This window comes from Hymenobacter agri, from assembly GCF_054778495.1.
On record NZ_BAAGZM010000167.1, the window covers coordinates 1 to 7,705 of the forward strand.

A 7,705-nucleotide genomic window follows, 5' to 3' on the forward strand; every position below is an offset into this window, starting at 1 on the left:
GCATGCCCGCGCCCGCGCCGCCGCGGCCGTCGGCAATGCGGTAGGTGCCGGCCGAGTGCCAGGCCATGCGGATGAAGAAGGGGCCATAGTGACCGTAGTCGGCCGGCCACCAGTCCTGCGAGTCGGTCATCAGGGCAAACAGGTCCTGCTTCACAGCGTTCAGGTCCAGCTTCTTAAACTCCTCGGCGTAGTCAAAGCCGGGGTCCATCGGGTCGGTCAGGGTGGAGTGCTGACGCAGGATGCTCAGTTTGAGCATATTGGGCCACCACTCGCGGTTGGTGCGGCCGCCACCGGCGCTGCGCTTCACTTCGCCGTTCAGGAACGGGCACTGCGAGGCGTCCGCGTTCAGGTCGTGAAGGATGGAGTTGTCTGCGGGGAGGTCGTGCAGGTTGGCGCTCATCTTGAGTAGGGAATAGGTTGAAAAATCGGTCCTTTTATAAGGGGCCGACAAGGTAAAAAAGTTTGCGGGCTTGCGTAGTAAAGCCGTTTCAGCGGCCGCAACAAGTGCCACCTGAACCAGCTTTGTACAAAGCTACTGGGGCTATACTCATAATCAAAATCGATTTTATTTATAACTTTATAAGCAAAAGCTATGTGCTTGCTGTCCCGTTATGACGCTCCAACAACTCAGTTACCTCGTTGCCCTTGATACTCACCGCCAATTCGGCCTCGCCGCCGAAAAAAGCTGCGTGAGCCAGCCCGCCCTCAGCGTACAGGTACAAAAGCTGGAGGAGGAACTGGGCGTACTACTGTTCGACCGTACCCAGCGCCGCATCGAGCCCACGGCCGTCGGGGCTCAAATCATCGCCCAGGCCCGGCGCGTGCTGCGCGAGGCCCAGCAGCTGCGCGAAGTGGTGGCGGCCACCAAAGGCGAGGTGGTAGGTGAGCTGCGCCTGGGCGTCATCTCCACGCTGGCGCCGTATCTGGTGCCGCGCTTCCTGGTCAGCCTCACCACGGCCTACCCGCAGTTGCGCGTGCACATCGAGGAGCTACGCTCCGAAGAAATTATGCAGCGGCTGAAGGACTACCGGCTGGACGTGGGCCTGCTCGTCACACCGCTCGACGACCCGCTGCTGCACGAGTATCCCTTGCTCGATGAGCCCTTCCTGCTGCTGGCCTCCAATGACCACCCATTGGCCACCCAGGCCGCCGTGCGCCCGGCCGACCTGGCCAGCCCTGGCCTGTGGCTGATGCAGGAAGGTCACTGCTTCCGCAACCAGGTGCTGAACCTGTGCGGCCGCGGCACCGCACCCGGCCCGGTGGCCTACGAAAGCGGCTCCATCGAAACGCTGAAGGAGCTGGTGCGCCGCCACCACGGCTACACACTGGTGCCCGAGCTGGCCGTGCTCGACGAAGTAGACCACAACCCCTTGCTCAAGCGCTTCGTGGCCCCGGCCCCGGTGCGCGAGGTGAGCCTGGTGGTGCACCACAGCTTCGTGCGCACGGCCCTGCTCACGGCCCTGGGCGAGTTGATTCGGGCCAGTGTGCCCGAGCGGCTGCGGGCGGGCAAAGCGGGGGAGAAGGTGCGTTGGCGGTGATGAATCAAGAAAGTGCAGAGTATTGTGCAATAGCATAGTAAAGTGTTGGTAAGCACTAATAAATTACTCTTGCTAAATTGTCGGTCAAACGCCGACTACTCCATTTACTGTTGCAATTCGGACTTTGTAGCAGACAAAGCAATAATCCTATGGCACATCCAGGGAGACCCCGCAAATGCGACCCTAAAGTCGATGAATTGAGAAGCAATATCAGACGAGGTGACTATGCGAATGTAAAGGCCACATTATCCGAATTCGGTATTGACGTAACGGATGGCGATGGTAGAACAGCGCTTATCAATGCAGTAATTGAAAATAAAGCGGACTTTATAGACTGGTTACTTCAAGATGGAGCGAACATCAATCATCAGGACAGGATTGGCTACTCAGCTTTACATTTTATTGCCCAGAACAGGCAAGTAGAAATAGCGGCGAAATTCCTTAAAAGTGGAGCAAACCCTAATGCGACAGATATTCATGGGAATACACCTCTTTGGACAGCTATTTTCAACTCAAAGGATGAAAAAGGTGTGGTGAAGTTGCTGTTGGAGCATGGTGCCAATCCTAATATTGTTAATAAGCATGGCAAGTCTCCCAAAGAAATGTTCGAAACATTTTACAAGAATGACATATCCGAAATTATATAGCGGGACTGGCCTTTCGTATACCTTCTACAATATGGCATTTCCAAAACATTTTTAAACAGAAACGCCCCGCAACCAATCAGTTGCGGGGCGTTTCTGTGTCACTACAGCGGCACCAGCCGCGGGAGTTGCTACAGCAGCTTGTCAATCGTGACGGGCAGGTCGCGCACGCGCTTGCCGGTGGCGTGGAAGATGGCGTTGCTCACGGCGGCGGCCACTCCCAGCATGCCCACTTCGCCAATGCCTTTCACGCCGAGGGGGTTTACCTTATCGTCTTCCTCGCTCACGAAAATCACGTCGATGTCGTGGATGTCGGCATTCACCGGCACGTGGTATTCGGCGTAGTTGTGGTTCATGTAGCGGCCGAAGCGGTGGTCCATCACCGATTCTTCCATCAGCGCCGCGCCGATGCCCCACACCACCGAGCCGAGCACCTGGCTGCGGGCCGTTTTGGGGTTGAGGATGCGGCCGGCGGCCACAGCATTCACCACGCGGGTTACGTGCACGGTCATCAGCTCGGGGTCCACTTTCACTTCCACGAACACGGCGTTGTGGGCGTGCATGGAGTATTTCGGCGGCTTCAGCATTTCTAGCTTGGCCAGCACTGTCGAGTTTTCGGCTTCAATCTTGGGCTCGCCGCTGGCCTGCACGAGGTCGCGCAGCACCACGGCCTGGGTGTCGTCGGCGCGCAGGCGCAGCTGGCCGTTGGCGAACTCCACGTCCTCAATTTTGGCGTCTTTGAAAGCCGGGTGGTCCATCTTCTGCGCCTGTTTCAGCAGGGCTTCGCCGAGCTTCTGGCAGGCTTCCACTACCGAGTTGCCAACGGAGGCGGCCGTCCAGGAGCCGCCTTGCAGGGGCGACTCGGGCAGTGTGGTATCGCCCAGCACGAAAGTCACGGCTTCGAGCGGCAGGCCCATGCTCTGAGCGGCAATCTGCGTCATGATGGTGTAGGTGCCGGTGCCGATTTCGTTAGTGCCGCTGCTCACCGTCAGGTGGCCGTCGGCGTCAAGGCTTGCGCGTACGGTGGCGGGCATCTTGGAGGCATCCCAGATGCCAGTACCCATGCCCCAGCCTACGAGTAGGTTGCCATCCTTCATCGAGCCGGGTTCAGCGGTGCGCTTTTCCCAGCCAAATTTGGCCGCGCCCTCGTGGTAGCACTTGCGCAGGGCCTTGCTGGAGTAGGGCAGGTTCTGGGCCTGGTCGAAATCGGAGTAGTTGCGCAGGCGCAGCTCCAGCGGGTCGAGGCCGGCAGCGTAGGCCATTTCGTCCATCGCAATTTCCAGCGCGATGGAGCCCGAAGCCGCGCCCGGCGCGCGCATGTCGAGCGGCGAAAACACGTCAACTTTCGCTAAACGGTAGCCCAGCTCCACGTTTTTACAGTCGTAGAGCGTACCGCTCCAGCCCACCACATTTTCGGTGAAATCCTCAAACTGCGAGGTTTCGGCTACCGCGAAGTGGTTGATACCGGTGAGCGAGCCGTCGGCTGCGGTGGCCAGGGCCACGTGCTGCAGGGTTTCGGGCCGGTGGCCGAAGCTGAACATCTGCTCGCGGGTGAGCGACACGCGCACCGAGCGCTGCAGCTGTAGCGAGGCCATCACGGCCAGAAACAGCTGGTACTGGGGCCGCAGCCCCGAGCCGAAGCCGCCGCCGGTGTACTTCGAAATTACCCGGGCCTGGTCGGCATTCAGGCCGAAGATGCTTTTCACCACCTTCTGGCTGTTGAAAGCGCCCTGCGTCTTGTCGTAGATGTTCAGGTTCTTATCGCCGAGCCACTCCACCGTAGTGGCGAACATTTCCATCGGGTTGTGGTGCTGGGCGTGGTGCGAATACTGCGCCTCCATGTGGGCCACGCCTTCCTTCCAGCCCCGGCCAAAGTTGCCGCGCGACTTCGGCGGCTTGTAGCCAGCCTTGCCACGGCCGGGCTCGTAGGCCTCGTCGATGTGCTTAACAAGTTCGGTGGAATGCTCGGCCTGCTCGTATTCGATGTGCAGGATGGACGCGGCATAGCGGGCCAACTCAAACGTGTCGGCCACCACCATAGCAACGGGCTGCAGGCTGTACTTTATCTCGGCATCGTGCAGCGGGCGGAAGGGCGAGCCGCCGGGCGCAATCTGGTCCTTGTAGCTGCGGTCGAGAAAGGCGTAGTGCGGCACGTTCTCGTGCGAGAACACCTCGTGCACGCCGGGCAGGGCCCGCACGGCGTCGGCGTCAATCTTCGTGATTTTGCCTTTGGCGATGGGGCTGCTCACCACGTAGCCGTAGAGCAGGTTCGGCACGTTGAACTCGGCGGCGTATTTGGCGGTGCCGGCCACCTTGGCGGGGCCATCGACGCGGCTGGTGGGTTTGCCGATGTAATCAGTGGGGTGGCTCATGGGTTCGAATTTTGAAAAGCGTTGGTGTCGAGCACCTGATTCATTTCGGTGGCTTGCTTGAGGGCGCGCACAATGGCGCGGCGGGCCAGCTCAATCTTAAACGTGTTGGCCCCGTGGCCCTTGGCCGAAGCCAGCACCTTAGCGGCGGCGCGGCCGAAGGTTTCGGCCGTGGCCGGCTGGCCGATGAGCAAGGCTTCGGCTTCCTTATCACGCCAGGGCTTGTGGGCCACGCCGCCCAGCGCCAGGCGGGCGTCTTTGATGGTGTTTCCGTCGAGCTCCAGCGCGGCGGCCACACTAATCAGGGCGAAGGCGTAGCTGCTGCGGTCGCGCAGCTTCAGGTACGTAAAGTTCTTCTCGAAGCCCTTGGCGGGCAGGTCGAGGCCGGTGATGAGCTCGCCGGGCTCCAGGGTGTTGTCGCGCTCGGGCTGGTCGCCGGGCAGGCGGTGAAAGTCCTCGAACTTGATGGTGCGCTCGCCGTTGGGGCCGCTCACGCGCACCACGGTGTCGAGGGCGGCCAGGGCCACGCACATATCGGAGGGGTGGGTGGCAATGCACGAGTCGCTGGTGCCCAGAATGCCGCACACGCGGTTGTAGCCACCGATGGCCGAGCAGCCCGAGCCGGGCTCGCGCTTGTTGCAGGGCGTGGCTAGGTCGTAGAAGTAGTAGCAGCGGGTGCGCTGCATGAGGTTGCCGCCGTCGGTGGCCATGTTGCGCAGCTGCGGGCTGGCCCCGGCCAGAATGGCCTGGTTCAGCAGCGGGTAGCGCTTCTCTACTTCGGGGTGCCAGGCGGTGTCGGCGTTGGTGGCGAGAGCGCCGAGGCGCAGGCCGCCGTCGGGCAGGTTCTCGATGGCGTCGAGGCCGAGCTTTTTGAGGCCGATGAGGTGCGTGGGGCGGGCCACGTTTTCCTTCATCAGGTCAACCAGGTTGGTGCCGCCGCCGATGTAGGCCGCGTCGGGGTGCGCGGCTTTGTCCTGCACGGCGCCCGCCACGGCCGTGGCTTGGGTGAAAGTGAAACTGTTCATCTGAGTTGAATGAGGGATGAAGGATACTTATTTCGGCGGCTCCACGGGAGCAATGTCTTGCTTTGCCGCACCGGCCGACCAGGCCTTATCGTTCAGGATTAATCCTTCGTTGCCAAGTACTTCCATCACGGCGCTCAGGATGTTGCTGTAGGCGCCGCAGCGGCACACGTTGCCGCTCATTAGCTCGCGCACTTCGGCTTCGGTTCTGGCTTTGCCTTCGTTGATGAGGCCCTGGGCCGAGCAAATCTGGCCCGGCGTGCAGTAGCCGCACTGAAAGGCGTCGTGGTCGATAAACGCCTGCTGCAGCGGGCTAAGCTTGTCCTCCGTGCCCAGGCCTTCGATGGTCTGAATCTTGGAGTCTTCGTGCAGCACGGCCAGCGAGAGGCAGGAGTTGATGCGCTTGCCATCGACAAGCACGGTGCAAGCACCGCACTGGCCGTGGTCGCAGCCTTTCTTGGTGCCGGTCAGGTCGAGGCGCTCGCGCAGAGCGTCGAGCAGAGTCGTCCAGGGCGCTATTTCGAGGGTGTGGTCCTGCCCGTTGATGTTGAGGTGAACGGGTTGGGTGGGGGCCAGAGCGCCCGGCGGGCGGCCGAGCGGAGCTTGGGTAACTTGGCTCATAGGAGAAATAGCTTAAGGTTGCGGTAACTACTAATTGCCTACGCGCCTGGCGGAACTGTGTTTTGCCGGAACGGTAATTTGTCCGGCAAGCCCGGCGCAGTCATTCCACCCGCCCGCTTTAATACTCAGTCAATCAACAACAATGAAGAAAAAATGAATTTTGTCAATTGCAACTAGTGGGTTGGGTTAAACACTCTCAGGCGCTGTATTGGCAGATATACAACGAGTTGCCCGTTTCAGCTACAATTCTGTATTGATAACGCAGCCGTTCCGATGCCGGGCCCGCCCACGCGGCCCGTTCTCCGAAACGGCGCTACCTTCCCGCCCCATGAAAATTCTTTTAGTTGAAGACGAACCCTCGGTAGCTGCCTTCCTGCACCAGGGCCTGACGGAGCAGGGCTACGCCGTCGACCTCGCCGCCGATGGCCTGCTGGGCTTGCGCCGCGCCCAGTCGACGCAATACGACTGCCTGATTCTCGACCAGATGCTGCCCGGCCTCAGCGGCCTCGACGTGTGCCGGCAGGTGCGCGCCCACGACCCCGGCGTGCCCATTCTCATGCTCACCGCGCTGGGCGAAACGGACGATAAAATCCGCGGCCTCGACGCCGGGGCCGACGACTACCTAGTAAAGCCCTTTGCCTTCGATGAGCTGCTGGCCCGGTTGCGCGCCCTCGTGCGCCGCCGCACCGAAGCACCCGCCCCCAAAGCCGTGCTGCACCTCGCCGACCTCACCCTCGACCCCAGCGCCAAGCGCGTGGAGCGGGCCGGCCAGCCCATTCAGCTCACCGCCCGCGAGTTTGCCCTGCTCGAATACCTGCTGCGCAACCAGAACCGCGTGGTGTCGCGCGCCGATTTGCTGGAGCACGTCTGGGATTTGAGCTTCGACACGGGCTCGAATGTGATTGACGTGTACATCAATTTCCTGCGCAAGAAGGTGGACAAAGGCTTCGAGCCCAAGCTGATTCATACGCTGGTGGGCATGGGCTACGTGATGAAGACGGAGGGGTGAGGAACTGGAATAGAATGGAAACCGAGAACGTCATGCTGAGCGCAGCCGAAGCATCTCTACCGCGCAACTAATCTCAATCGTTAGGAATAGTATTGCGGTAGAGATGCTTCGGCTGCGCTCAGCATGCCGTTCTTTTATTCCGTGCCCGATTAATCCCTGCCTGAACTATGTCCATTCGCCTGCGCCTGGCTTTGCAGTTCGGCTCCATCCTGGCCGTGACGCTGCTGCTGTTTGCCCTGGTGATTTACTTCGCCACGCAGCAGTCGCGGCGCGATGAGTTCACCCAGAGCCTGTTCAAGCGCACGCTGGTGGTGGGGCACGCCTACGTGGCCGGGCAGGAAGGCCGCACCGATGCTGGCGAAGAAGCCTCGTACCGTCGCTACCTGCGCCAGCTCTACCGCACGCTGCCCGCCGAGCAGGGCCGGGTGTATGATGCCAAAAACCAATTGGTTTTTCGGGAAGGGCAGGGGGCCGCGCGGCCCGCGCCGCCCGCCTGGCTGGC

At 60.9% G+C, this 7,705-nt stretch carries 6 protein-coding genes and 2 pseudogenes; 4 read left to right on the forward strand and 4 right to left on the reverse strand.

The features are described 5' to 3' along the window. Nucleotides 1-400, reverse strand: a pseudogene (locus ACYVDE_RS10325) (catalase/peroxidase HPI); the annotation flags it as partial. A 211-nt stretch (nt 401-611) separates the two neighbouring features. Here ACYVDE_RS10325 and ACYVDE_RS10330 point away from each other — a divergent pair. After that, nucleotides 612-1,538, forward strand: coding sequence for a hydrogen peroxide-inducible genes activator (locus ACYVDE_RS10330; protein ID WP_460501432.1), 927 nt, complete (start codon nt 612-614; stop codon nt 1,536-1,538). Between the two features lie 110 nt (nt 1,539-1,648). Next, on the forward strand, nt 1,649-2,185 hold the full coding sequence (locus tag ACYVDE_RS10335) for an ankyrin repeat domain-containing protein (protein ID WP_460501433.1): 537 nt from the start codon (nt 1,649-1,651) through the stop codon (nt 2,183-2,185). A 128-nt stretch (nt 2,186-2,313) separates the two neighbouring features. On the opposite strand, the gene ACYVDE_RS10340 is transcribed toward ACYVDE_RS10335, so the two are convergent. From ACYVDE_RS10340 to ACYVDE_RS10350, 3 genes are read right to left on the reverse strand one after another with little or no spacing between them, the layout of a single operon-like run. Further along, the gene (locus ACYVDE_RS10340) at nt 2,314-4,554 is read right to left on the reverse strand and encodes a xanthine dehydrogenase family protein molybdopterin-binding subunit (protein WP_460501434.1); all 2,241 of its coding nucleotides are present in this window, start codon (nt 4,552-4,554) and stop codon (nt 2,314-2,316) included. Further along, nucleotides 4,551-5,576, reverse strand: coding sequence for an FAD binding domain-containing protein (locus ACYVDE_RS10345; RefSeq protein ID WP_460501435.1), 1,026 nt, complete (start codon nt 5,574-5,576; stop codon nt 4,551-4,553). The genes ACYVDE_RS10340 and ACYVDE_RS10345 overlap by 4 nt, the downstream gene beginning before the upstream one ends. A gap of 27 nt (nt 5,577-5,603) precedes the next feature. After that, entirely contained in the window at nt 5,604-6,194 is a 591-nt protein-coding gene (locus ACYVDE_RS10350) for a (2Fe-2S)-binding protein (protein WP_460501436.1), read from the reverse strand. A 328-nt stretch (nt 6,195-6,522) separates the two neighbouring features. Between ACYVDE_RS10350 and ACYVDE_RS10355 the strand changes: the two genes are divergently transcribed. Both ACYVDE_RS10355 and ACYVDE_RS10360 read left to right on the forward strand, forming a co-directional pair. Continuing rightward, a complete protein-coding gene (locus ACYVDE_RS10355; RefSeq protein ID WP_460501437.1) occupies nt 6,523-7,203 on the forward strand; it encodes a response regulator transcription factor in 681 nt (226 codons plus the stop codon). 167 nt (nt 7,204-7,370) lie between these two features. Further along, nucleotides 7,371-7,705 (forward strand): annotated as a pseudogene (locus ACYVDE_RS10360) (hypothetical protein); the annotation flags it as partial.